Genomic DNA, 17,117 nt, shown 5'->3' with positions numbered 1-17,117 from the left:
AGCACCCAAAACTAATCAGCCTCTTGAATATCATCGATAAAAGTAGGTAAATTAATATCGACCTCTTGTTTTTCAGTCCACAAACCATACCTCTTGCCAAGAAGTTCCGCCGCTTTTATTCTGTCTCTCAAAGATATTTGTTTTTTTGTTTTTACAACCTTTGAGGAACCTTCTATTTCGGCAACTACTGAAATAACTTCTTCTTCCATTTCACCATTAAGTGAAAGCGATAAAAACTCCTCTATATCTTTTATTGTTGCGATATTTTCGTCTTGTATCTTTTCTCTTATTTCTTGAAGTCTATTTTTAATTTCAACATTCTTCAACAATCTTTGTCCTTGTGAGTATGCCGTTTTTTCGCTATACCCAGCTCTAATGGCTGCTTTAGTTGCATTAAGATCCTTCAAATATTCTTCACAGAACAATTGTTGTCTATTATTCATCTTTCACCTCCATAAATAAACCTAACGGTAAATCGGGGTGTTGTAGTGAATGACATTTAGCACAAAGCAATATACCATTATTTACATTTATTCTATTAATCGGGTCATCTGCCCAATGGCTAATATGATGTACAACTAAATTTTTGTCTGAGCCACAGATTTGACATACTTTATCACGTTTTTTTACTTTTTTAACCCATCTCGCAACTAAAGAATCGTTTCTGTCTGTTACTATTGCATATTCTTCAATAATATTATTAGTTTCAATTTTTCCATATTTTATTTGTAATATTGATTTTGCGGCTAATTTTTGCATATAATTCGTATCTTTGCTAGCTATAATTGTTTTACATTCTGAAGCTAAACTTTCAGGAATTGAATCATAACCCATCATGTATCGCTTTGCTAACTCCATGCAAGCCCAGATGCGTTGTCTGATGATGTACTCATCAGCAAACTTATTCTGTTTAATTGTCAATTTCTTCAAAGCACATCACCTCGCTTTCCAAATAAAAAGGACTATCCACAATTAGATAATCCTAAATAAAATCATTTTCTTTAACTCCAATAAAAAAGCCGATACCAGCGTATCGACCTTCTTATGTATAAATTAAATCGGAGTGAATATGAAACTAAACAAAAAATTATTTTTGCTCAATTCTTTTCAATATCACTATATCATAATTCATACTGTAATTTACTGTAATTTACTGTCCAATTTACATATCCTTGATGATATTTAATGCCTTTCCATGCATTTTGTATATCATTTCTACACTTCGATGCATAATCTTCGCAATCTCATGCCATTTCAAACATTGAATGTATCTCAAATTCAATAGAATCCCAAACTCTCCATCCACACTGCTAATTTTTTTCTTGTAATCCTCTCTCAGATTGATTAGCTCACTAATATTTCTATTGATTTTGCTTTCCAAATCCACAATCTTTTCAATCAAATCATTGTCATCTCTTACGCTTGATTGCACCTTTTCTCCAAAAGCGGAAGGTGATCTAATCGAATATTTAAGAGAGTTCAACTTCTCCAACTCTTTTATATCCGCACTAATTCTCAAATCTAATAAATAGATTCGTTGCAATTCCTTCTTAGTCATCGTTTATAGGTCTTCCTCTTTTATGAATAATCCATTAACAGTCTTACCTTTACGCTTCGAAATCTTCTCATAAGCCATGTTCAAGCACTCTGCAATATCTACGTTTAGTTGTTTAGATAACACAATCAAAGTAACGATAATATCGCCCAACTCCAACTCAGCCTTTTTTGTTATTCTTTCGTGTTCAGCTTTCGGAATCTTCTTTTGTGGATTTTCTCTGTAATAGTTTCTGTATCTAACTAAGATATCCATCTCGCTCTTAAATTCAAAAACTTCCTCAATAAATTTCATAAATTGTTTGTCTGCGTTTTCACTGTGTAATAAATCCTTATCATCTGCCCATTCTTCTACGTTTGTTTTTAATTCTTCAAAATTCATTGTTTTTTCTCCTCTCTTCTTCATCAAAAATATATTCTATATAACTAACTAACACGACTGATAAAATAATACTGTTATAATCTGTACCTGTTAAAATCAAAATAAACCAAAATACACATATAGCTAATCTGAATTTTAATCTGTTACTCATCTATATCTCCCATTTTCAATCTTGTATAATCTTGAATTAATATTTTTCCTAATCCTGTTTATCAACATTGCATTTATATCTGCACTATCGTCTTTTTTAGCGTCTGATTGATTTCTAAAAATATTCTGTTCTAATTCCTCAAAATCAACTTCACAAGCTAAAAGCAATTTTTCAACTTCTTTGATTGTCATTCATGCACCTCATTTTTGAAGTTTTGCTCAAAACACTTATTGAACTTATATTTAGTCATTAAATAATATTTTCTATGAGGATATCCATAAGAACAAGGTGGTTTTAAATTCCCAAGACCTGTATCCAAAGAAAAATAATTTCTATATGTTTCCCTAAAATACTTTTCTGCTTCCTCTTTATTTTTATGCTCCTTATAATCTTTCATGCCTGCTGCTATCCCATAGTAAAAAGTAACCCAAATAGCCATTATTCCACCTCCACAAACCTCAAATATTTAATTTCATCCATTGCTACACAAGCATCAAGTCTTTTTTTATTATCTTCATAAAATTCTAAATCACAAAATCCGTCTTTATTAAAAGTAAATCTATTAGCATCAAACACACGTTCCTGATTATCTTTAAATACAATTTTAATTTTAGTCGTCATTGTCTATCCTCCCAAATTCTTCAATACCTTTATTAAAACCTAATTCAAAATTAAGATGACACCCTAAAGATATAAGTTCCTCTCTATTATTTACCAATTCATTTTGGAATTCTTTCTTAATCAATTCATTTATTATATCAACCTGTTTTTCCGTCAAATTAAATTGATATTGTTTATCCCTCATCATTCAGCATACCCTCCTAACAATTCATCTATATCTTTATTAACTTCAACAGGGATAACAACATACATATATCTTGTATCGTTAAGAAACTCTTCATCTTTTTCTATTAGATATCCTTCTTCATCAATTGTTGCGTCTAATTCTTGTTTTCTTCTATAAGCTTCATGCTCATTTGTATAAATTCCACATAATCTAACATATTCTCCCCAACCGCCAGAGCCACCATCATCTATTTCAATAACCATGTAAACTTTCATTTTTTTTACCTTCCATTCTATAATCGAAAATCTGTTGTAATCATGTCATCAATTGCAAGACCTGTAACAATATCTAAAGCTGTCCTTGTATCGCTATATCTACAATTCGGTCTTTTGTGTATTCTTGGGTCGCTATCGGACCAATCTATAATATCAATCATCGCTTTACTTAGAAAAATCATTTTGCAACCTTTAGCTACACATAAGTAATAGCAACCATTTTTGCCATAACTACCTTTACACTTTTTAAATCCATATTTCTCATATTCTTTAATATCTTTAGTTGGTTTTAGCGTCATCTTCCACCTCGATTTCTTCTATATTTATTTCACTGATACTTGAATCTCCTAAATGATATATAGGGTCTATGACTGTTTCAATCATCTCTTTCACATCATTTTTAGTCCAGTAATCATAAGGCTCAAACTCAAAATGTATTTTAAACTTTTTCATCTTCCACCTCTACCAATTCAAAATCGCTTAAATCCGTATCAAATTTTTCTTTGATTTCTTCAATCTCTTTTAGGGTAAATTTAGTTTTTACATAATCCAACGCTTCGTTACTGGATAAATATATGTCATTATACTTAGTGTCGTAATTTATAAATGAGTATTTCATATCCCTTAATAATGATGTTAAAAACCTATGTCTCAAATAAAACTTCTTCTCTTCTTCTCTGTCCTCTACAGGTGTTTTTGCATACTCAACAATTAAATCAACAAGTGTTTCGCTCATATATTCACTAAAACGAATATCCATTTCAAAAAGTTTATTTATCGTAACATAGCACATTGTTACATCAAATGAGTTTTGTATTACAAAATATTTTGTGCCATCACAGTAATTATTTTTGTATATTTTAAATCCTAATATATCAACTCTTTTAATAAATTCTTTAGTCTTCATCTTCCGCCTCCACAACGCAACCGTCTAACAGTTTCAACACGTCCATCATGAGCATACAGTCGTACACGTCGCCATAACATTCAATCTTTTTGCCAAACAAGTCTCCTTTTTCAAATTCAAATCCACATATATCGCCATAGCTTGATAACAACAATTTTAGAATATTGTCATTTAAGATTGCTATTAGTGAATTATTGCTTCCAAACTTATAACTTTCCTTATCTCCATAGCCTCGAATAGCTCTTAATCCTTGATTACATTCTTCAAATTCAAGCCTTATATTATCAGCATTTTTCAACAGTTTTTTTCTGTTTACTCTAAAAGTGTTATTACTTTTAATTCTCATCTTAATATCTCCTAATTTCTTCCAAATTCAATAAAGGAATTATGTCTCCATCTACCTTAAAGTCACATTCATACTCTACGTCACTTTCTTTATCATAGAAATAAGCTAATATTTCACTGTCTTCATCTTGCAAATAAAAATATTCCAGCTCTTTTATTAAGTCTTTAACTTTCATCTTATCCCCTTAACTTTCCAGTCAATTCCGTAGCAAGTCCACAAAAAACACTCTTTTCTGCTTCCTAAATCAAATACACCAAACCTATCTGTTTTGCTAATCAATTTAGCACGTCTAGTCCAATTATCAAGTCCCATGTTCTTCATTTTTCCATAATTACTTAACTCATAACTGTTTCCACGTTTGAATTTCTTTATAATCTCATTAGCAACAACTACATTCGCAGTTTTTTTTATCGTTTTTCGTATTATCCTATTATCCCTTAATAATCTCTTAGTTTTATCATCATTGTTAGTTTTAGCAATTATACTTTTTTTCGGTCTATCAATTTTTTCTGCTAACAAGTCTACAAAACCGTTGAAATCTATACCCTCGTTTTCAATAATTGTTTGTTCAAGAATTTTTGTCTCCTCTTTAGTCCATTTCGCCATTTCCCATAACTCCAATATAGTCTAGTTCATATTTTTTAAGTTCTTCATCGGTCAATACTCTGTCATAAGCTAACAAATCATAATACTTGTCCTCAATCGTGTTTTCTATAATTTCAAATCCATTTGGTTGTGTACCAATACTACAACCTCTCAATCTCATTCCGTAAATGTATTTTTTCATCATCTTATCTCCCTAAAATCATATTCACTGTCGTACAAATTCAAAAACAGTTTCTTTTTCAGCTTATATACACCAGTCATCATGCCCTTAACATCTTCAACGATTTTTTTATCGTCCTTGTCGATATACATAAAATCTGCAACATACTCAATCTTTCTATGTGTATTCCCTTGTTTATCCTTGAATTTATCTTGTAAAAGGAATCTAGGTTGTAATTCCAGATTCCTAATTTCATTTGCTTTTTCCAACAACTTCAATTCACGATATCTTTCTGATTCTCGTATACTGTCAAATTCAATTCCATCAACTACGGTCTTTTTCGCATTATACTTGTTTCGTCTCGCCATTTTTTACCTCTTCTTTTTTCATTTTCTCAATAAAACTATTTAGAACTTTATTGTTTAAATTTCTTGATTCCTCAGATAATTCATCGTCCTGCTTTGGTCTATAATATGTTTGTTTCTTCCCATAATTGTTTCTTGGTTTATTCGTTCCTGCTTTCTTTTTCTTCAAAATTCCATTGATATATGCTAATGTTCTAATATTATTTTGCTCTGCAATCTGTATTGCCTCTTTTACCCACTGAAAACTATACATTTCCATATAATCTCTAAGCATATTAGCACTGTAAGGAGATATCAAACCAAAACCACAATCCTCGTACAGTTTTATTAGCTCAGCCAACTTTGGATCATCCAAATTCAATTCTGATTGATCAACACCGTTATTATTATTAACATTATTGTAATTATTTATATTATTGTTTGTTTCTTTTTGATTTATTTCTGTTTTCTTTTTGTTTTCTTTCAGTGTTATTTCAGTGTTACTTTTTGTGTTTTCGCTATCTTGATAAACCTCGTAATTTACTATATTATAGACCGTTTTTTTACTGTCACTTTTATAGCTAATCATTTTTTCATCACTTAACAAATTCAAAAACTTTTTTACTTTCGTTATACTCCATCCCCAGCGTTCGGATAATTGTCTGAGGGACGTTATTTTTTCGCCCCTCTTGACCTGGATAGCACTCCCGTTAAATAATACTTGCCTATCTTCATGATTAGCCAACAACAACAAATCAATCCAAGCTTGTCCTCTTGAAAATGGTTTGTCTTCCCATATTAAATTGTCTTGAATCTTCCTATGAATACTAATCCATCCGTAAGCCATCTAATCACTTCCTAGAATGGAAGATTGCTATCAAATGTTTCAGTCATTCCCATATCATTATGTTTACTGCTGCTATTTGAATTATTTAATACAACCTCTTCACTGTCCTTGTACTTTTCAATCATCTTATTGACAATTACAGCTGGAGCATTATCTCTCAATTCCTTAATCGTCTTGTTTGTGTTGTAATCGTAAAATCCTTGAAGTTTATATTCGTATACCTCTTTTGAGTTGTCGTTATAATCCAATCCCTTATCAACCTCAACGATAACACCAACATACTTATCTATAAGACTTACCACGTTGCCGTCCTTGTCCCAATTCAAATTATTTTTAGTGATCTTACACAAAGCCAACAAATGATTGATATGTCGTGTTGCAAACTCAACATCTTCGCCGTTTTTGTTTTTGTACCAAACGTTAAACCACGCTTTTAGACCATCTTTATCTTCAAACGTCAATCCCAAACTCTCAGAATTTGTATTCGCGCTCTTATATATTTTTGCTCTTGTGCATTTCATCACATATACGCCACTTTTTTTAATTGCGCTGCTAAACTTCAACTCTTCATTATTGTAATCATCATTAATTGTAAACATCTTTTATCCTCCGTAATATTCATTTATTTTGTTTGTTACTTGCAACAAATCATTCTCTATTAATCTTTCATCAAACATTCCTAACGGACTTTTTGTTGTATTAAATCCGCTATTTTGTGTTTCAAAATAATATTTGCCATCTTGAATTACTGTGTTTAATACTATTGTGAACAATCCCTCAATGGTAATTTTTTCGTCAAGTAATTTACCTATAGTTTTCACCTTGCTTGTTCCATCTTCTTTTTGTTCATTGTGACTTAAAAAGAAGATATTTAAGTCTTCCCTTAATCTGCTTGCAACATCAATAATCATGTAATAGTGTTGTGCCATTTCTGTAAACTTATCAAATCCCTTTTCTTTTGCACGTACCATAAACTCATTACTAATTACATATTGGAAGTCGTCTATGATGATGTTCTTGATGTCTTTATTGTTATTCAAATACTTTAAACAACTGATAATTTTATCGTAGTTGTCACTAACAAGTCTTTTGCCTTTTCCGTCTTTATCCATAATCGGGTAGTTTTTCTTAAAACCTTTAAATGGTAGTGGCTTGTTTACTGCTTGAATTATGAATGTGTCTTCACTATTCATATTCCTTATACTTGTACTTTTCCCAGTACCCGATTGACCTAATATCAGTATTAAATTTGACATTAACGTATCCTCAAACTTTCTGTTTGTTTTATACCTACACCGTCTATAATCAAACCCTCTTTAATGTCTTTTAAGAGGTCTTTTTTGTTGAGTGTGCGTTCAACCTTATAGTATTCATCACCTATGTTATCTTCGCTCGTTATATCAAGCGACGGTGTGTTCTTTTGGATACTAATAGTGAATAATTCAGTCTCAACTCTTTTACGCCCTGTTTGTTCCATGCTTGCTTGTAGATTTTTCTTCAACCAAGCTATTTTATTTTCGGCAGTTTTTCTTTTCTTGTTGAATATCTTTTCTTGATTTTTATAAGCTTCAACATCAGCGTCTAGGTTTTTAATCATCTTCACATAGTTATCGCTTTTTTCTTCAATAGCAATGTTGAGATTATTTGCCATTTCTTCTAGTTCTTCGGTGATTTCATCTGCTTCTTCAAGCATTGTAAAGAACTTCACATAATTTTCAGTTAGTTCAAATAAATTCATTAATACTCGTACCCCACAATTTTATTTATTTCATCTAAATTTTTAAGAACAAAATCTACTACACTATCTAAAGTGTTTTCGTATTGATACAAACTACCTTGTAACAACGTTGTTATTTGTAATCTGACTTCATGATTTACTGCGTCCTCTTTTGTATAAAACTTTTCACCATCAGCACACGTATACACTATTTCTTGCCTTGAACTAATCATTTAAATTCTCCTTTTCTTTATTGTTCATAAAATATATTTGCAAGAACGTGTAATGCAACTTCTTGCAATTATTTTTTAATGCGTTCAATTTATCATCATTAATCTTAAAATCATCTTTAATAGCAACTTGCATTTCTTCATCAAATATAAATACTAATTGTCCTCCAGCTATCAACTCATGTTCAATCATTGACATCTGATTATTAGGTTTTCTAGTAAATGTACAAGTAATTGGAAACTGCCCTGTGCTAAACTGAAATTCTAAATCCTCACTATCTGCTAACTGCTCAATCTTTTCACTTATTCTATTTATTTCATCTAACAGCATATATACACTCCTTTAATTTCGTGATATAATCACATTGAATAATATTTTTTTATCGGCTGTATTCGTGCTTGTTTACAGTCGATTTTGCCTTTATAACTCTTTTATATCCGTTCCTCTGTAATAACCTTGCATACCCTCACTCTTTTGAAAATCAATCACAATTCTATGTTTGAAATACTCATCTAATTCTCCTTTTAGCTTATATACTGAATTATCGTAAAAGTATTCTAAACATTCATCTGTAATGTCAAAATCAATCGTCGCCCTAAATTTCATTTCTTCACTCCTCTTTTCGCCATTTCTCTAAATAAATTAGCATTTTCTTTTATATCTTTTGGTATCTCCTCTGATAACCTACTATCCTTATTTACATAACTTTCTCCAATTTTTGTATTGAACTTAGTTGTATTTATAGTTTTCTTGCTAACTCTATACTTAAAATTAGCTAAATATTTTGTGGTGATATTTATACCAAATTTTTCTTCAAATAGTATTGCTAATTTTTTGTTTGTTACTTCTATATTGTCAACCAAAAATTGACCTTGCTCTGCTGTATATTTAAACCAATTAGCCATTTACACCTCGTCTGCGTTGCTCAAGTAGCATATCAACATTTCTAAATAGTCTTTAGCTTTTAATAAATCGTCTAATCCATTTTTATCGTTGTATCTGATTAAATATTTCAACGTATTACATAAATAAAAACCGTCTTCAACCTTGCAATTATTGATATTGCTAAAAAGAATAATTGTCCTCATAGCATTTTCATTATTTATCATGTACCTATCCTTGTTTTCTTGCATTTTTCAACTCCTTTTCAGGTCTCTTGTAGCTTAAAATATCATCAAGCTTTAAATCTTCATCACTTACAATCATCTTGTCTTTTGCTTCCTTATAGAATTTCAACGAAGTTTCAAATCCGTAACCTACACGATTAAGTTCTTGACAAGCTCTTAAAGTTGAACCACTGCCAGCGACTGGATCAATAACAACATCATTTTCATCAGTGAATATTTTTATTAGTTCTTTCAACAAATTAACAGGCTTTTGAGTAGGATGTATTTTTGGATATACATTTTTGTTATCCCTAACCCAATTAAAATGATTCATAATCATATTCGTTTTATCGTTGTAGTAATTGTTGAATTTTGGTAGTTTATTTCTATAAAGTACAACCGCGTATTCAGTAGCTCCGACAATTCGCATATTTGCTTTCAAAACTTGTGGACTATAATTTTTGATAAACACAATAGGATAATGATTCTTAAATCCGTGCTTCTTGCCGTAATGTACAATCGTTGGTATTTGCTCAAATGCACAAAACACAATCATTGCAGGTGCTTTCCCTCTTTCCTTCGGCTCTTTTATCAGCATATTGTTACAAAAGTGCATGTATTCTGCCAAATTGAATTGTCCGTCACCATTAAAAAACGTTGATTTTGCGTTCTTGCTCTCTCCGTTTTTTCTGTCCCCTCCAACATACCAAGTTGGATTACTTCCGTATGCTTTAACTCCCAAATTATAAGGAATATCAGCGATAACAAGTTGTGCTTTTGGTATATGGTATCTTTTAAAGTTCTGAAAATTATCGTGAAATATTTCTACCATTACAACATCCTCGAAGTTATTACTAAAACATTCAACAACACGAAAAACTTCAAAATCATGATACACATACTTCCTAGAACTCTCATATCATCAAGTTTGTCTACTTTTTCAATTCTTTTTCTCTTAGTTCTTTTGCTATTTCCAATACTTCTTTTTTCTCTTTTTGGTCTTTTGAAATTAAAATAACTTTTGTCATCAAAATCTGATACTCTCTTTTCCATAACCTAACTCCCTTCTTACCTCTTCTCTTCTTTTTTCTGCCCTATCTTCCATAAACTTAATAGCAATTAGTTTGCTAACCTCTTTAATAGCTTGTTCATTCAAATTTATGTCATTTATTACTATTTCCTTGTTCATACCTACGCTCCTAAAAATTTGTTTATAAAGTAAATAATCCCCTTACCCGTAACCTTCGTCGTAGTAGTCAGAACATTTACACCATTGCCATCAACATAAGTTCCCTTCTTAAGCTCAAACAACCCTTGTTCAACATATTGTTGCAGCGGTTGATTTTTTCTTTCACCACTCTTGCACAAATATCCATTACTACGCATCCAAGCAAACAAATTATTTTGACCAATCTTCTTGTTAATCTCACCACGTCTGATAGCCTCTTGACTAATCAACTTCGCCAATTCACCAACCAAACACGACTTATTACTAGCAGATACAGTATCAGCAAATAACACCTTCGGCTTGTCTTTTTCGATTTGTGCCTCTGCCAACGCCCTCTTCGCCTTTTCTTCCTTCAAGTTAGTAGCAAGACGTATAAGATAATCTGGATCACTTAAAGTCTTTTCGATGACATCACTACTCATATACGCCCCGTGCTTTCTGATTGTTGGGAGTACTTCTGATGTAACCCAATCACTGAATTTTTCTGCTTCAGGCTTTCTACTTTGAAATATTAATTTATAGAGGTTGGACTCGTTGATGAAGTTCATCTTCACATTTTGAATAGCATCCGATCCATCTGCTTTTTTACCAGTTACTACCCCTATGTCAGTAGTACTGACACCGTCTCCGTTAAGTCTAGTCTTAGCCATTCTTGGATTGTTAATCTCTAAAATCCTACAAATATCAGTAAGACTAAAATAAGGTTCATTGTTTATTACTTTTGTTCTTACTTCTCCAAATTCATTATTTTTAAAAATTTGTAAATCATTCATAGTACTTCTCCTTTTATTTATTACGGTTTAACCGTGTTTTTAATTAAAAAATTAATTTTATCATACTTCATATTGTAGTATTTTTCTATCTTTGGCAATTCATTAACTCTAGGATAAGTTATCGCATTTTCCCAACTAGATAAAGTAGTTTTCGAAACATTTAAATCTTTTGCCGCTTGCGACAATGTTACCCCTTTATTTGCTCTTAAAGCTTTCAACGTAATTTTGAAGTCATTCTCCATACCCTCACCCCTTTCTTTATCTGTGCTATAATCACCGTAAAGGAGGTGATTATATTATGAAAAACGTCTATGCTTGTTTACTTGGTAATTGGGTTAATCTATCTACTGATGATACTGCCACTATAGGAGAAGATCACGTTTCTGCAAATCAATGGTACGAAGAAAATGCAGGAATATATTCTCCATCAGTAAAAGAACCGAATACATTCTATCAGTTAGATTACGTCCATATCCAATTTAAAGGAAAAGACTATCGTATCAACCCTATATTCATTCAAATTGTTGAAGAATAAAACTAAAATCTTATTCTTTCAAGAATGATCTTCTTATCTAAGTCGTCCAATTTAGTTTGGGCGGCTTTTTCTCTCTCACGAAATTCAACACATCTATTAATCTCATTCCATTCTCTATTTGTGAATTTACTCCTAAATTCCAAAAATTCAATTAAATCTGTTTTTTTCATACACTCACCTCCCTATTCATATAACTTCCACCAATCAACATCAAACAATTTCGCAATCCTTTTCGCTACACTGACTGGAAGTTCGCCATCTTCTAACTCATATTTACTAATTGTTCTTTGATTCTTTCCAACAAGTTTTCCCAAATCGGATTGACTCAATCCATTTTCTTTTCTTAATCTAATTAATAAATTCAACATGTTGTATATCTATCTCCTTTTTATGTGAATTTACCACTATATATGGTATAATAATAAGTAAAGGAGGTGAATAAATTATGAGCAACATGTTAGCATATAATAAGAATGCTGCGTTAAACTTAGCGAAGGAATTAGCTCCCATAGCTATTCAGAACGGACTTGCTAATGGTGCTACTTCAGAAGAAGAATATGCAAAGAAAGTAGCAACCTTTATTAAAGTTTTAGCTACAGAGTTAAGTACTGGAGATATAGAAGAAAACGGACAAAATGTTCATCTATATTAAATTTCAATATTTATATGAATCTGAGTACAATGGTCATTGTACTCTTTTTCAATCATCTCAACCAAGCTAAAACATGTTTTTAATCGTTCTAGATCGAATTGAGTTAGTTGCTCTTTTAAATCAAATTTGACAATAATTTCTTTATCCATACACTCACCCCTCTCTATTTATACAATTTCCATTAATCGTATTTAAACTTGACTCTGACTCTATAACCATTACTTGGTTTAAGCACATCGCTTATTATAGCAATGGTTTTAGGGTCATTTTCATCAGTTTCCACAATAATTTCCTTGACATCATCTTTTAAATAATTGCTTTCATTATCTTCTAATGAAACACCCTCAGCTCCAACTTCATCGAAATGAAGAACCTTATTAATGTTTAAATCCATCATCTCACCCCTCTCTATTCATACAATTTCCACCAATCAAAACCTATAGTTTTAGCAGTTTCAGCGACAATAGTATGATTAAAATCACCGTCATTAACTTACTAATAGATACCAAGTTTGATATCTCATTTTTTATTTCTTTTAGAATAAAAGTACGCTCTTTTTCTTCACTCACATTCATCACCCCCATTCCTACCTAACCAGTTTCAAAGCTATCAAAATCAAATCCACGATTATAATAGCTACCAGTACGTATTTTATTGCCTTATACCTATTTCTCATATATAATAAAGATAAGCTAATAGCCTGTGGAGGATTAACTCCCCCACATATCTAGAAGTTTGATGATTAAATCTATAATCTTTTCAGCTAGACTAATAATTGCAGTTATTAAAGCCAATTTGATTAGATTTTCATCAGACTTCTTTTTTTCTTGCTCTTCGCTCACCTTTTTCTCACCTCCTGTACTTGATGATTTTATTTTATCACGGTTTAACCGTGTTGTCAATATTTTTTTTATTTTTTCCGTGATTATTTGAAATATTTTCAAATTTTCTTGTTTTTATCGTGATTTAGTGCTATAATATTTTCACCAAGGAGGAGCAATAATGAAATCATTAGAAAATAAAGAAGTTTTTTCTTCTAACTTAAAATTTTACATGAATAAATTTGGTATTAATAGAAATAAATTATGTGATGACTTAGGATTTAAATACATGACTGTTTCTGATTGGATTAACGCTAAAACATACCCAAGAATAGATAAGATAGAAATGTTAGCTAATTATTTTAACGTTAACAAATCAGATTTAATAGAAGATAAAATTGAAACTAACACAAACAAACTAACAACAGACCAAGAACAACTAATCACACACTACAACAACTCCAATACACAAGGAAAAATAATAATACTCACAACAGCCAAGAACATCTCCAAAGCATACCCCGTTATATCACGTGATGAAATGATCTGCTACCTCAAACAGTTCCAGCGTGCAGCCTATGGCGACATGAAATCAATCTATGACATGACAGATGAAGAACTAGAACAACTATACATAAAATACAAGGAAGACTTCGAAGATGACTAAACAAGACATAGACCTCATAGTACAAGGATTAGTTGAAGTAGTAGGAACAAACAACCTCAAAGACATACTAGAATACCTAGACATCAAACTAATCACACGCAGTAATACTACAGAATACGTCAACCACAACGGCAAACAAATCATCTACATATCTGAAACAATCCCAGAACAACTACACGATTTCGTACTTGCCCATGAAATAGGACACGCAGTATTACACGATCATGAAATAATCCAGTATTCAAAACTAACCACACACAAAACCCAAACAGAAAAAGAAGCCGACTACTTCGCATTCAAACTCTTAGGAAAACAAATAGATCCAATATACCAATACACAGCACAGCAATACGCAAAACTACTACAAGTAAACGAAGACATCATTCAATACATAATACAAGACAATTAAACGCTTATTACGCCATATTACATTTTTTCGTACTAACAATATTTAAGCATTTAATAAATGATTAAATGAAGAAATAAAAAAATACCCCTCACAATAAATGTAAGGGGCACCTGAGCATACATGATATACTCACAATTCACAAACTTATTATATCACGTATGCTCTTTAATTAAAATAAAAAGGAGTTAAAATATGAAAACAGCAGTGGCTTATGTTAGATTCTCAAGCGCGGGACAAAGAGAAGAATCAATACAAGCACAAAAAAGAGCAATAGACGTGTATTGCATACAAAATAACATCAAACTAATAAAAACATACGAAGACCACGCAAAAAGCGCTACAACGGATAATCGACCACAGTTTTTGAAACTGATTAAAGAAAGCAGATACAAAGAATACGACTATGTAATAGTTCACAAATTAGATAGATTTGCAAGAAATAGATACGATAGCGCAAGCTATAAACTAAAACTCAAAAAGAATGGCAAACAACTACTCAGCGTATTAGAAAACATCGACGGCTCCCCTGAATCAATCATAATGGAATCAGTCCTCGAAGGTATGGCAGAATACTACTCCGCTAACCTATCACGTGAAGTAAAAAAAGGAATCGACGAAAACATGCGTAGCTATAAATTCATAGGTGGAAACGTCCCTTATGGATATGATATAGTCGACGGGCAATATACAATAAATGAGCAAGAAGCAAAAGGCGTACAAAAGATATTTGAAATGTATCTATTACATTACACATATGCAGATATTATGAAATATCTAAACACAAACGGATACAGAACAAAAACAGGCAACAAATTTACAAACAACTCAGTAATATATTCAATATTAAAAAGACGTCTTTACAAAGGCGATTACGTTAAAAATCTAGGCAAAGAAAGAGAATTCATTGCAGAAAATGTAATAGACCCAATAATCGATGCGAAAACATTTGAAGAGGTGCAAGAAATTATGAAAGTAAAACAAATCAGATCAAGCAAAAAATCGGATTACGACTATCTCCTATCTGGAATTATTTACCACAAGTGCGAAGATGGAACAATTCATAAAATGATTGGATCATCTGGACGTGGTAAAGGTGGACGTAAATATTATTATTATAAGTGCAAACACTGTAACACTTGGGAACGCGCAGATAAATTAGAAAAACAAATTTGTGAATTTCTAACAGATATAATCTTCTACAAAAATAACATTGAACAATTTATACAAGCAACATACCAATCAATAAATGATTTTACAGAAGACAACAATGAAAAAGAAGTATTAGAAAACAAAATAAAAGAAATAACCAAAGAAATAGATCAGTACTCAAAAGCAATAGCAAAAGGATTAATAAGTGATCAAATAATTGAAAAAGTAAATTCACTAGAACAACAAAAACAAGAACTCAAATTTAATCTATCAAAAATAACTGAAAAAGAACACATCACACTTGACGAAGTAAGAGAATATTTTTATATAAATAAAAACAACTTGTTTAAAGATAGAAAACATCAAAAAAAAGTTATCCAAACTTTAATAAAAAAAATAGTAGCAAGCAACACACAAGTAAACGTTGAATTATCAACATTAAAAGCGTGTTCGCTTACTACTTTTAGTGGCAGGGGATAGAGGACTTGAACCCCTGACATCCGGTTTTGGAGACCGACGTTCTACCACTGAACTAATCCCCTTGGTGCCCAGAGCCGGAATCGAACCAGCGACACAAGGATTTTCAGTCCTTTGCTCTACCGACTGAGCTATCTGGGCACGTACTTTATTTAGGAAATGATTTCAATATTATAAAAAAATATTTCTTGAATAAATCAAGAAATAAATTGGTGGGCCTTCAGGGACTCGAACCCGGGACCTACCGGTTATGAGCCGGGCGCTCTAACCAACTGAGCTAAAGGCCCAAGAATAAATCTTATATTCTTGGCGGAGAAAGAGGGATTTGAACCCTCGCATCCCGTTAAGGATCTACTCCCTTAGCAGGGGAGCCTCTTCAGCCACTTGAGTATTTCTCCTAAATAAAGTAATTTAAAATGGCGGAGAGGGTGGGATTCGAACCCACGCGGGGTTGCCCCCAAACGGTTTTCAAGACCGCCTCGTTATGACCACTTCGATACCTCTCCACATTTGGTGGCTCATCCGGGACTCGAACCCGGGACACCCTGATTAAAAGTCAGGTGCTCTACCATCTGAGCTAATGAACCATATTGGCTGGGGTGACAGGACTCGAACCTGTGGAATGCAAGAGTCAAAGTCTTGTGCCTTACCAACTTGGCGACACCCCACTATTATTGGCGCACCTAGGGGGATTCGAACCTCCGGCACACGGATTAGAAGTCCGTTGCTCTATCCAGCTGAGCTATAGGTGCTTAATTGGAGCGGGTGAAGGGAATCGAACCCTCGCAACCAGCTTGGAAGGCTGGGGCTCTACCACTGAGCTACACCCGCATATAGGTAATTTTTTTATTATTCTGTAAATTTTATTGGTGGAGGAGGGTGGATTTGAACCACCGAAACATAAAGTAACGGATTTACAGTCCGTCCCCTTTGGCCACTCGGGAACTCCTCCTTGATCCTTTATTAAAAAGGATTTGGAGCTGGTGGGAGGAC

At 32.3% G+C, this 17,117-nt stretch carries 42 protein-coding genes and 10 tRNA genes; 5 read left to right on the top strand and 47 right to left on the bottom strand.

Annotated features, from left to right (window positions below):
* Positions 1 to 11: 11 nt before the first annotated feature.
* The 32 genes from ACU68Y_RS00260 to ACU68Y_RS00105 all read right to left on the bottom strand — a co-directional run bounded on the left by ACU68Y_RS00260 (position 12) and on the right by ACU68Y_RS00105 (position 11,656).
* Complete coding sequence (locus ACU68Y_RS00260; RefSeq protein ID WP_446755168.1) at positions 12 to 443, bottom strand: terminase small subunit; 432 nt, start codon at positions 441 to 443, stop codon at positions 12 to 14.
* Positions 436 to 930 carry an HNH endonuclease gene (locus ACU68Y_RS00255; RefSeq protein ID WP_446755167.1) on the bottom strand — a complete coding sequence of 165 codons (495 nt, stop codon included), beginning with the start codon at positions 928 to 930 and terminating at the stop codon, positions 436 to 438. Before ACU68Y_RS00255 ends, ACU68Y_RS00260 begins: the two co-directional genes overlap by 8 nt.
* A gap of 232 nt (positions 931 to 1,162) precedes the next feature.
* A complete protein-coding gene (locus ACU68Y_RS00250) occupies positions 1,163 to 1,558 on the bottom strand; it encodes a hypothetical protein (RefSeq protein WP_446755166.1) in 396 nt (131 codons plus the stop codon).
* Between the two features lie 3 nt (positions 1,559 to 1,561).
* On the bottom strand, positions 1,562 to 1,936 hold the full coding sequence (locus tag ACU68Y_RS00245) for a hypothetical protein (RefSeq protein WP_446755165.1): 375 nt from the start codon (positions 1,934 to 1,936) through the stop codon (positions 1,562 to 1,564).
* On the bottom strand, positions 1,926 to 2,087 hold the full coding sequence (locus tag ACU68Y_RS00240) for a hypothetical protein (RefSeq protein ID WP_446755164.1): 162 nt from the start codon (positions 2,085 to 2,087) through the stop codon (positions 1,926 to 1,928). Before ACU68Y_RS00240 ends, ACU68Y_RS00245 begins: the two co-directional genes overlap by 11 nt.
* Positions 2,084 to 2,278, bottom strand: a complete 195-nt coding sequence (locus ACU68Y_RS00235; protein WP_446755163.1) for a hypothetical protein — start codon at positions 2,276 to 2,278, stop codon at positions 2,084 to 2,086. Before ACU68Y_RS00235 ends, ACU68Y_RS00240 begins: the two co-directional genes overlap by 4 nt.
* Positions 2,275 to 2,526 carry a hypothetical protein gene (locus tag ACU68Y_RS00230; protein ID WP_446755162.1) on the bottom strand — a complete coding sequence of 84 codons (252 nt, stop codon included), beginning with the start codon at positions 2,524 to 2,526 and terminating at the stop codon, positions 2,275 to 2,277. The genes ACU68Y_RS00235 and ACU68Y_RS00230 overlap by 4 nt, the downstream gene beginning before the upstream one ends.
* Positions 2,526 to 2,708, bottom strand: coding sequence for a hypothetical protein (locus tag ACU68Y_RS00225; RefSeq protein WP_446755161.1), 183 nt, complete (start codon positions 2,706 to 2,708; stop codon positions 2,526 to 2,528). Before ACU68Y_RS00225 ends, ACU68Y_RS00230 begins: the two co-directional genes overlap by 1 nt.
* On the bottom strand, positions 2,698 to 2,895 hold the full coding sequence (locus tag ACU68Y_RS00220; protein WP_446755160.1) for a hypothetical protein: 198 nt from the start codon (positions 2,893 to 2,895) through the stop codon (positions 2,698 to 2,700). Before ACU68Y_RS00220 ends, ACU68Y_RS00225 begins: the two co-directional genes overlap by 11 nt.
* Positions 2,892 to 3,149 carry a hypothetical protein gene (locus tag ACU68Y_RS00215; RefSeq protein ID WP_446755159.1) on the bottom strand — a complete coding sequence of 86 codons (258 nt, stop codon included), beginning with the start codon at positions 3,147 to 3,149 and terminating at the stop codon, positions 2,892 to 2,894. The genes ACU68Y_RS00220 and ACU68Y_RS00215 overlap by 4 nt, the downstream gene beginning before the upstream one ends.
* A 17-nt stretch (positions 3,150 to 3,166) precedes the next feature.
* Positions 3,167 to 3,448, bottom strand: coding sequence for a hypothetical protein (locus tag ACU68Y_RS00210; protein WP_446755158.1), 282 nt, complete (start codon positions 3,446 to 3,448; stop codon positions 3,167 to 3,169).
* Positions 3,429 to 3,602 carry a hypothetical protein gene (locus tag ACU68Y_RS00205; RefSeq protein ID WP_446755157.1) on the bottom strand — a complete coding sequence of 58 codons (174 nt, stop codon included), beginning with the start codon at positions 3,600 to 3,602 and terminating at the stop codon, positions 3,429 to 3,431. The genes ACU68Y_RS00210 and ACU68Y_RS00205 overlap by 20 nt, the downstream gene beginning before the upstream one ends.
* A complete protein-coding gene (locus ACU68Y_RS00200) occupies positions 3,589 to 4,056 on the bottom strand; it encodes a hypothetical protein (RefSeq protein ID WP_446755156.1) in 468 nt (155 codons plus the stop codon). The genes ACU68Y_RS00205 and ACU68Y_RS00200 overlap by 14 nt, the downstream gene beginning before the upstream one ends.
* Entirely contained in the window at positions 4,046 to 4,402 is a 357-nt protein-coding gene (locus ACU68Y_RS00195) for a hypothetical protein (RefSeq protein ID WP_446755155.1), read from the bottom strand. The genes ACU68Y_RS00200 and ACU68Y_RS00195 overlap by 11 nt, the downstream gene beginning before the upstream one ends.
* Position 4,403: 1 nt before the next feature.
* Positions 4,404 to 4,577, bottom strand: a complete 174-nt coding sequence (locus ACU68Y_RS00190; RefSeq protein ID WP_316517832.1) for a hypothetical protein — start codon at positions 4,575 to 4,577, stop codon at positions 4,404 to 4,406.
* A complete protein-coding gene (locus tag ACU68Y_RS00185; RefSeq protein WP_446755154.1) occupies positions 4,574 to 5,008 on the bottom strand; it encodes a hypothetical protein in 435 nt (144 codons plus the stop codon). The genes ACU68Y_RS00190 and ACU68Y_RS00185 overlap by 4 nt, the downstream gene beginning before the upstream one ends.
* Complete coding sequence (locus tag ACU68Y_RS00180; RefSeq protein ID WP_446755153.1) at positions 4,992 to 5,189, bottom strand: defense against restriction DarA-related protein; 198 nt, start codon at positions 5,187 to 5,189, stop codon at positions 4,992 to 4,994. The genes ACU68Y_RS00185 and ACU68Y_RS00180 overlap by 17 nt, the downstream gene beginning before the upstream one ends.
* Positions 5,189 to 5,536, bottom strand: a complete 348-nt coding sequence (locus ACU68Y_RS00175; protein ID WP_446755152.1) for a DUF1064 domain-containing protein — start codon at positions 5,534 to 5,536, stop codon at positions 5,189 to 5,191. Before ACU68Y_RS00175 ends, ACU68Y_RS00180 begins: the two co-directional genes overlap by 1 nt.
* Positions 5,514 to 6,359, bottom strand: a complete 846-nt coding sequence (locus ACU68Y_RS00170) for a DnaD domain protein (RefSeq protein ID WP_446755151.1) — start codon at positions 6,357 to 6,359, stop codon at positions 5,514 to 5,516. Before ACU68Y_RS00170 ends, ACU68Y_RS00175 begins: the two co-directional genes overlap by 23 nt.
* 11 nt (positions 6,360 to 6,370) lie before the next feature.
* Complete coding sequence (locus ACU68Y_RS00165) at positions 6,371 to 6,958, bottom strand: hypothetical protein (RefSeq protein WP_446755150.1); 588 nt, start codon at positions 6,956 to 6,958, stop codon at positions 6,371 to 6,373.
* A gap of 3 nt (positions 6,959 to 6,961) precedes the next feature.
* The gene (locus tag ACU68Y_RS00160; protein ID WP_446755149.1) at positions 6,962 to 7,615 is read right to left on the bottom strand and encodes an AAA family ATPase; all 654 of its coding nucleotides are present in this window, start codon (positions 7,613 to 7,615) and stop codon (positions 6,962 to 6,964) included.
* Entirely contained in the window at positions 7,615 to 8,097 is a 483-nt protein-coding gene (locus ACU68Y_RS00155) for a siphovirus Gp157 family protein (protein ID WP_446755148.1), read from the bottom strand. Before ACU68Y_RS00155 ends, ACU68Y_RS00160 begins: the two co-directional genes overlap by 1 nt.
* On the bottom strand, positions 8,097 to 8,309 hold the full coding sequence (locus ACU68Y_RS00150; RefSeq protein WP_316094911.1) for a hypothetical protein: 213 nt from the start codon (positions 8,307 to 8,309) through the stop codon (positions 8,097 to 8,099). Before ACU68Y_RS00150 ends, ACU68Y_RS00155 begins: the two co-directional genes overlap by 1 nt.
* Positions 8,302 to 8,637, bottom strand: coding sequence for a hypothetical protein (locus tag ACU68Y_RS00145; RefSeq protein ID WP_446755147.1), 336 nt, complete (start codon positions 8,635 to 8,637; stop codon positions 8,302 to 8,304). The genes ACU68Y_RS00150 and ACU68Y_RS00145 overlap by 8 nt, the downstream gene beginning before the upstream one ends.
* Positions 8,638 to 8,727: 90 nt before the next feature.
* On the bottom strand, positions 8,728 to 8,913 hold the full coding sequence (locus ACU68Y_RS00140; RefSeq protein WP_446755146.1) for a hypothetical protein: 186 nt from the start codon (positions 8,911 to 8,913) through the stop codon (positions 8,728 to 8,730).
* Positions 8,910 to 9,212 (bottom strand): hypothetical protein, encoded by a 303-nt coding sequence (locus ACU68Y_RS00135; protein ID WP_446755145.1) that lies wholly within the window; start codon positions 9,210 to 9,212, stop codon positions 8,910 to 8,912. The genes ACU68Y_RS00140 and ACU68Y_RS00135 overlap by 4 nt, the downstream gene beginning before the upstream one ends.
* Positions 9,213 to 9,440, bottom strand: coding sequence for a DUF3310 domain-containing protein (locus ACU68Y_RS00130; RefSeq protein ID WP_446755144.1), 228 nt, complete (start codon positions 9,438 to 9,440; stop codon positions 9,213 to 9,215).
* Positions 9,421 to 10,245, bottom strand: coding sequence for a DNA-methyltransferase (locus ACU68Y_RS00125; protein ID WP_446755143.1), 825 nt, complete (start codon positions 10,243 to 10,245; stop codon positions 9,421 to 9,423). The genes ACU68Y_RS00130 and ACU68Y_RS00125 overlap by 20 nt, the downstream gene beginning before the upstream one ends.
* Positions 10,245 to 10,466, bottom strand: coding sequence for a hypothetical protein (locus ACU68Y_RS00120; RefSeq protein WP_446755142.1), 222 nt, complete (start codon positions 10,464 to 10,466; stop codon positions 10,245 to 10,247). The genes ACU68Y_RS00125 and ACU68Y_RS00120 overlap by 1 nt, the downstream gene beginning before the upstream one ends.
* Positions 10,441 to 10,602, bottom strand: coding sequence for a hypothetical protein (locus ACU68Y_RS00115; protein ID WP_446755141.1), 162 nt, complete (start codon positions 10,600 to 10,602; stop codon positions 10,441 to 10,443). The genes ACU68Y_RS00120 and ACU68Y_RS00115 overlap by 26 nt, the downstream gene beginning before the upstream one ends.
* Before the next feature lie 2 nt (positions 10,603 to 10,604).
* Positions 10,605 to 11,414 carry a phage antirepressor KilAC domain-containing protein gene (locus ACU68Y_RS00110; RefSeq protein WP_446755140.1) on the bottom strand — a complete coding sequence of 270 codons (810 nt, stop codon included), beginning with the start codon at positions 11,412 to 11,414 and terminating at the stop codon, positions 10,605 to 10,607.
* Between the two features lie 20 nt (positions 11,415 to 11,434).
* Positions 11,435 to 11,656, bottom strand: coding sequence for a helix-turn-helix transcriptional regulator (locus tag ACU68Y_RS00105; protein WP_308611079.1), 222 nt, complete (start codon positions 11,654 to 11,656; stop codon positions 11,435 to 11,437).
* 56 nt (positions 11,657 to 11,712) lie between these two features.
* Here ACU68Y_RS00105 and ACU68Y_RS00100 point away from each other — a divergent pair, with 56 nt between their 5' ends.
* Entirely contained in the window at positions 11,713 to 11,949 is a 237-nt protein-coding gene (locus tag ACU68Y_RS00100) for a hypothetical protein (protein ID WP_002839253.1), read from the top strand.
* A 2-nt stretch (positions 11,950 to 11,951) separates the two neighbouring features.
* On the opposite strand, the gene ACU68Y_RS00095 is transcribed toward ACU68Y_RS00100, so the two are convergent.
* Positions 11,952 to 12,119, bottom strand: a complete 168-nt coding sequence (locus tag ACU68Y_RS00095) for a hypothetical protein (RefSeq protein ID WP_308578015.1) — start codon at positions 12,117 to 12,119, stop codon at positions 11,952 to 11,954.
* A 12-nt stretch (positions 12,120 to 12,131) separates the two neighbouring features.
* Positions 12,132 to 12,317, bottom strand: a complete 186-nt coding sequence (locus ACU68Y_RS00090) for a helix-turn-helix transcriptional regulator (RefSeq protein WP_316531819.1) — start codon at positions 12,315 to 12,317, stop codon at positions 12,132 to 12,134.
* A gap of 77 nt (positions 12,318 to 12,394) precedes the next feature.
* Between ACU68Y_RS00090 and ACU68Y_RS00085 the strand changes: the two genes are divergently transcribed.
* Entirely contained in the window at positions 12,395 to 12,601 is a 207-nt protein-coding gene (locus tag ACU68Y_RS00085) for a hypothetical protein (RefSeq protein WP_316531820.1), read from the top strand.
* Here ACU68Y_RS00085 and ACU68Y_RS00080 read toward each other — a convergent pair.
* The 3 genes from ACU68Y_RS00080 to ACU68Y_RS00070 form a co-directional block, all read right to left on the bottom strand.
* Positions 12,598 to 12,750, bottom strand: coding sequence for a hypothetical protein (locus ACU68Y_RS00080; protein ID WP_446755139.1), 153 nt, complete (start codon positions 12,748 to 12,750; stop codon positions 12,598 to 12,600). The two genes, ACU68Y_RS00085 and ACU68Y_RS00080, sit on opposite strands and share 4 nt — an antisense overlap.
* A 32-nt stretch (positions 12,751 to 12,782) precedes the next feature.
* Complete coding sequence (locus ACU68Y_RS00075) at positions 12,783 to 12,998, bottom strand: hypothetical protein (protein ID WP_446765314.1); 216 nt, start codon at positions 12,996 to 12,998, stop codon at positions 12,783 to 12,785.
* Between the two features lie 313 nt (positions 12,999 to 13,311).
* Entirely contained in the window at positions 13,312 to 13,443 is a 132-nt protein-coding gene (locus ACU68Y_RS00070; RefSeq protein ID WP_002839278.1) for a hypothetical protein, read from the bottom strand.
* Positions 13,444 to 13,603: 160 nt separating this feature from the next.
* Between ACU68Y_RS00070 and ACU68Y_RS00065 the strand changes: the two genes are divergently transcribed.
* The 3 genes from ACU68Y_RS00065 (at position 13,604) to ACU68Y_RS00055 (ending at position 16,127) form a co-directional block, all read left to right on the top strand.
* Positions 13,604 to 14,089 carry a helix-turn-helix domain-containing protein gene (locus ACU68Y_RS00065; protein WP_446755138.1) on the top strand — a complete coding sequence of 162 codons (486 nt, stop codon included), beginning with the start codon at positions 13,604 to 13,606 and terminating at the stop codon, positions 14,087 to 14,089.
* On the top strand, positions 14,082 to 14,498 hold the full coding sequence (locus ACU68Y_RS00060) for an ImmA/IrrE family metallo-endopeptidase (RefSeq protein ID WP_446755137.1): 417 nt from the start codon (positions 14,082 to 14,084) through the stop codon (positions 14,496 to 14,498). The genes ACU68Y_RS00065 and ACU68Y_RS00060 overlap by 8 nt, the downstream gene beginning before the upstream one ends.
* Positions 14,499 to 14,690: 192 nt before the next feature.
* Positions 14,691 to 16,127 (top strand): recombinase family protein, encoded by a 1,437-nt coding sequence (locus ACU68Y_RS00055; protein WP_316532301.1) that lies wholly within the window; start codon positions 14,691 to 14,693, stop codon positions 16,125 to 16,127.
* On the opposite strand, the gene ACU68Y_RS00050 is transcribed toward ACU68Y_RS00055, so the two are convergent.
* The 10 genes from ACU68Y_RS00050 to ACU68Y_RS00005 form a co-directional block, all read right to left on the bottom strand.
* Positions 16,115 to 16,189, bottom strand: a tRNA-Trp gene (locus ACU68Y_RS00050). The genes ACU68Y_RS00055 and ACU68Y_RS00050 overlap by 13 nt on opposite strands.
* Positions 16,190 to 16,265 (bottom strand) — tRNA-Phe (locus ACU68Y_RS00045). It abuts the tRNA gene before it with no gap.
* Positions 16,266 to 16,334: 69 nt separating this feature from the next.
* A tRNA-Ile gene (locus tag ACU68Y_RS00040) sits at positions 16,335 to 16,411 on the bottom strand.
* Positions 16,412 to 16,431: 20 nt separating this feature from the next.
* A tRNA-Ser gene (locus ACU68Y_RS00035) sits at positions 16,432 to 16,522 on the bottom strand.
* A 19-nt stretch (positions 16,523 to 16,541) separates the two neighbouring features.
* A tRNA-Ser gene (locus ACU68Y_RS00030) sits at positions 16,542 to 16,630 on the bottom strand.
* Positions 16,631 to 16,635: 5 nt separating this feature from the next.
* Positions 16,636 to 16,711 (bottom strand) — tRNA-Lys (locus ACU68Y_RS00025).
* Between the two features lie 4 nt (positions 16,712 to 16,715).
* Positions 16,716 to 16,792, bottom strand: a tRNA-Gln gene (locus tag ACU68Y_RS00020).
* Between the two features lie 7 nt (positions 16,793 to 16,799).
* A tRNA-Arg gene (locus ACU68Y_RS00015) sits at positions 16,800 to 16,876 on the bottom strand.
* Positions 16,877 to 16,881: 5 nt separating this feature from the next.
* A tRNA-Gly gene (locus ACU68Y_RS00010) sits at positions 16,882 to 16,955 on the bottom strand.
* Positions 16,956 to 16,991: 36 nt separating this feature from the next.
* Positions 16,992 to 17,076 (bottom strand) — tRNA-Tyr (locus ACU68Y_RS00005).
* Between the last annotated feature and the right edge of the window lie 41 nt (positions 17,077 to 17,117).

It is taken from the genome of Finegoldia sp. P1-F-LS (assembly GCF_052932205.1).
The sequence above is the reverse complement of the archived record's forward strand: the minus strand, read 5'-3'. Positions and strand labels throughout refer to the sequence as shown.

Excerpts from the sequence above, each read along its gene's own strand:
- ACU68Y_RS00195 (WP_446755155.1), bottom strand. The coding sequence starts at position 4,402 with ATGAGAATTAAAAGTAATAACACTTTTAGAGTAAACAGAAAAAAACTG.
- ACU68Y_RS00115 (WP_446755141.1), bottom strand. The coding sequence starts at position 10,602 with ATGAACAAGGAAATAGTAATAAATGACATAAATTTGAATGAACAAGCT.
- ACU68Y_RS00080 (WP_446755139.1), bottom strand. The coding sequence starts at position 12,750 with ATGGATAAAGAAATTATTGTCAAATTTGATTTAAAAGAGCAACTAACT.
- ACU68Y_RS00110 (WP_446755140.1), bottom strand. The coding sequence starts at position 11,414 with ATGAATGATTTACAAATTTTTAAAAATAATGAATTTGGAGAAGTAAGA.
- ACU68Y_RS00100 (WP_002839253.1), top strand. The coding sequence starts at position 11,713 with ATGAAAAACGTCTATGCTTGTTTACTTGGTAATTGGGTTAATCTATCT.
- ACU68Y_RS00125 (WP_446755143.1), bottom strand. The coding sequence starts at position 10,245 with ATGGTAGAAATATTTCACGATAATTTTCAGAACTTTAAAAGATACCAT.
- ACU68Y_RS00215 (WP_446755159.1), bottom strand. The coding sequence starts at position 3,149 with ATGAAAGTTTACATGGTTATTGAAATAGATGATGGTGGCTCTGGCGGT.
- ACU68Y_RS00165 (WP_446755150.1), bottom strand. The coding sequence starts at position 6,958 with ATGTTTACAATTAATGATGATTACAATAATGAAGAGTTGAAGTTTAGC.
- ACU68Y_RS00120 (WP_446755142.1), bottom strand. The coding sequence starts at position 10,466 with ATGGAAAAGAGAGTATCAGATTTTGATGACAAAAGTTATTTTAATTTC.
- ACU68Y_RS00210 (WP_446755158.1), bottom strand. The coding sequence starts at position 3,448 with ATGACGCTAAAACCAACTAAAGATATTAAAGAATATGAGAAATATGGA.
- ACU68Y_RS00145 (WP_446755147.1), bottom strand. The coding sequence starts at position 8,637 with ATGCTGTTAGATGAAATAAATAGAATAAGTGAAAAGATTGAGCAGTTA.
- ACU68Y_RS00085 (WP_316531820.1), top strand. The coding sequence starts at position 12,395 with ATGAGCAACATGTTAGCATATAATAAGAATGCTGCGTTAAACTTAGCG.
- ACU68Y_RS00175 (WP_446755152.1), bottom strand. The coding sequence starts at position 5,536 with ATGGCGAGACGAAACAAGTATAATGCGAAAAAGACCGTAGTTGATGGA.
- ACU68Y_RS00060 (WP_446755137.1), top strand. The coding sequence starts at position 14,082 with ATGACTAAACAAGACATAGACCTCATAGTACAAGGATTAGTTGAAGTA.
- ACU68Y_RS00105 (WP_308611079.1), bottom strand. The coding sequence starts at position 11,656 with ATGGAGAATGACTTCAAAATTACGTTGAAAGCTTTAAGAGCAAATAAA.
- ACU68Y_RS00095 (WP_308578015.1), bottom strand. The coding sequence starts at position 12,119 with ATGAAAAAAACAGATTTAATTGAATTTTTGGAATTTAGGAGTAAATTC.
- ACU68Y_RS00090 (WP_316531819.1), bottom strand. The coding sequence starts at position 12,317 with ATGTTGAATTTATTAATTAGATTAAGAAAAGAAAATGGATTGAGTCAA.
- ACU68Y_RS00075 (WP_446765314.1), bottom strand. The coding sequence starts at position 12,998 with ATGATGGATTTAAACATTAATAAGGTTCTTCATTTCGATGAAGTTGGA.
- ACU68Y_RS00155 (WP_446755148.1), bottom strand. The coding sequence starts at position 8,097 with ATGAATTTATTTGAACTAACTGAAAATTATGTGAAGTTCTTTACAATG.
- ACU68Y_RS00130 (WP_446755144.1), bottom strand. The coding sequence starts at position 9,440 with ATGCAAGAAAACAAGGATAGGTACATGATAAATAATGAAAATGCTATG.
- ACU68Y_RS00170 (WP_446755151.1), bottom strand. The coding sequence starts at position 6,359 with ATGGCTTACGGATGGATTAGTATTCATAGGAAGATTCAAGACAATTTA.
- ACU68Y_RS00150 (WP_316094911.1), bottom strand. The coding sequence starts at position 8,309 with ATGATTAGTTCAAGGCAAGAAATAGTGTATACGTGTGCTGATGGTGAA.
- ACU68Y_RS00160 (WP_446755149.1), bottom strand. The coding sequence starts at position 7,615 with ATGTCAAATTTAATACTGATATTAGGTCAATCGGGTACTGGGAAAAGT.
- ACU68Y_RS00055 (WP_316532301.1), top strand. The coding sequence starts at position 14,691 with ATGAAAACAGCAGTGGCTTATGTTAGATTCTCAAGCGCGGGACAAAGA.
- ACU68Y_RS00235 (WP_446755163.1), bottom strand. The coding sequence starts at position 2,278 with ATGACAATCAAAGAAGTTGAAAAATTGCTTTTAGCTTGTGAAGTTGAT.
- ACU68Y_RS00190 (WP_316517832.1), bottom strand. The coding sequence starts at position 4,577 with ATGAAAGTTAAAGACTTAATAAAAGAGCTGGAATATTTTTATTTGCAA.
- ACU68Y_RS00065 (WP_446755138.1), top strand. The coding sequence starts at position 13,604 with ATGAAATCATTAGAAAATAAAGAAGTTTTTTCTTCTAACTTAAAATTT.
- ACU68Y_RS00140 (WP_446755146.1), bottom strand. The coding sequence starts at position 8,913 with ATGAAATTTAGGGCGACGATTGATTTTGACATTACAGATGAATGTTTA.
- ACU68Y_RS00200 (WP_446755156.1), bottom strand. The coding sequence starts at position 4,056 with ATGAAGACTAAAGAATTTATTAAAAGAGTTGATATATTAGGATTTAAA.
- ACU68Y_RS00185 (WP_446755154.1), bottom strand. The coding sequence starts at position 5,008 with ATGGCGAAATGGACTAAAGAGGAGACAAAAATTCTTGAACAAACAATT.
- ACU68Y_RS00230 (WP_446755162.1), bottom strand. The coding sequence starts at position 2,526 with ATGGCTATTTGGGTTACTTTTTACTATGGGATAGCAGCAGGCATGAAA.
- ACU68Y_RS00225 (WP_446755161.1), bottom strand. The coding sequence starts at position 2,708 with ATGACGACTAAAATTAAAATTGTATTTAAAGATAATCAGGAACGTGTG.
- ACU68Y_RS00220 (WP_446755160.1), bottom strand. The coding sequence starts at position 2,895 with ATGATGAGGGATAAACAATATCAATTTAATTTGACGGAAAAACAGGTT.
- ACU68Y_RS00180 (WP_446755153.1), bottom strand. The coding sequence starts at position 5,189 with ATGAAAAAATACATTTACGGAATGAGATTGAGAGGTTGTAGTATTGGT.
- ACU68Y_RS00240 (WP_446755164.1), bottom strand. The coding sequence starts at position 2,087 with ATGAGTAACAGATTAAAATTCAGATTAGCTATATGTGTATTTTGGTTT.
- ACU68Y_RS00135 (WP_446755145.1), bottom strand. The coding sequence starts at position 9,212 with ATGGCTAATTGGTTTAAATATACAGCAGAGCAAGGTCAATTTTTGGTT.
- ACU68Y_RS00205 (WP_446755157.1), bottom strand. The coding sequence starts at position 3,602 with ATGAAAAAGTTTAAAATACATTTTGAGTTTGAGCCTTATGATTACTGG.
- ACU68Y_RS00245 (WP_446755165.1), bottom strand. The coding sequence starts at position 1,936 with ATGAATTTTGAAGAATTAAAAACAAACGTAGAAGAATGGGCAGATGAT.
- ACU68Y_RS00260 (WP_446755168.1), bottom strand. The coding sequence starts at position 443 with ATGAATAATAGACAACAATTGTTCTGTGAAGAATATTTGAAGGATCTT.
- ACU68Y_RS00250 (WP_446755166.1), bottom strand. The coding sequence starts at position 1,558 with ATGACTAAGAAGGAATTGCAACGAATCTATTTATTAGATTTGAGAATT.